Below are 501 nucleotides of genomic sequence, written 5' to 3'. Positions count from 1 at the left end.
TATTATTAGACTATCATCATTTTGAGGTTTAATTTCAAACTCATAATTATTTTCAATAGCATTTGAAATCCATTTTTCATAAATCAAACCTCTTTTTTCGTTAATACTATTAAGGTCGTTTGTTTCTTGTAGTGTTTTGATTTCAGCATTAATAATATTAATAGATGCCAAAAGCATAGCTGCTTTTATCTTAAATGAACCTTCTTCAATAGAGACTATGATTTGTTCTTTTTTTGCTTCTTGAATTGTATTAAGTAAATCAGAAATATCTTTTGAAAAAGAGTTTAGTAACGACACACTAATATGATTTGGTGATATTACCAAATTGCTTATTTTGCCTCTAACTATAAAGTCTATGTTACCAGTGCTTTTCATTGAAACAAACTTACAAAAAAAATAATAATTAATAAATGACTATAAATCAGCAGATAAATGCAAAGGAATGCAAAAAAACTATTTGTAAAGGTTAGTGATTTTTATGGAATCAAATAAGTTATAGAC

Annotated in this window: 1 protein-coding gene; it reads right to left on the bottom strand. The window is 25.3% G+C overall.

The annotated features are described in order from the left end of the window. Window positions 1-375 (bottom strand): hypothetical protein (locus IU405_RS07820; protein WP_197438057.1); only part of this gene is annotated, 375 nt, incomplete at its 3' end. Between the last annotated feature and the right edge of the window lie 126 nt (window positions 376-501).

This window comes from Polaribacter sp. BAL334, from assembly GCF_015767435.1.
In the GTDB taxonomy this organism is placed as follows: domain Bacteria; phylum Bacteroidota; class Bacteroidia; order Flavobacteriales; family Flavobacteriaceae; genus Polaribacter.
The sequence above is the reverse complement of the archived record's forward strand: the minus strand, read 5'-3'. Positions and strand labels throughout refer to the sequence as shown.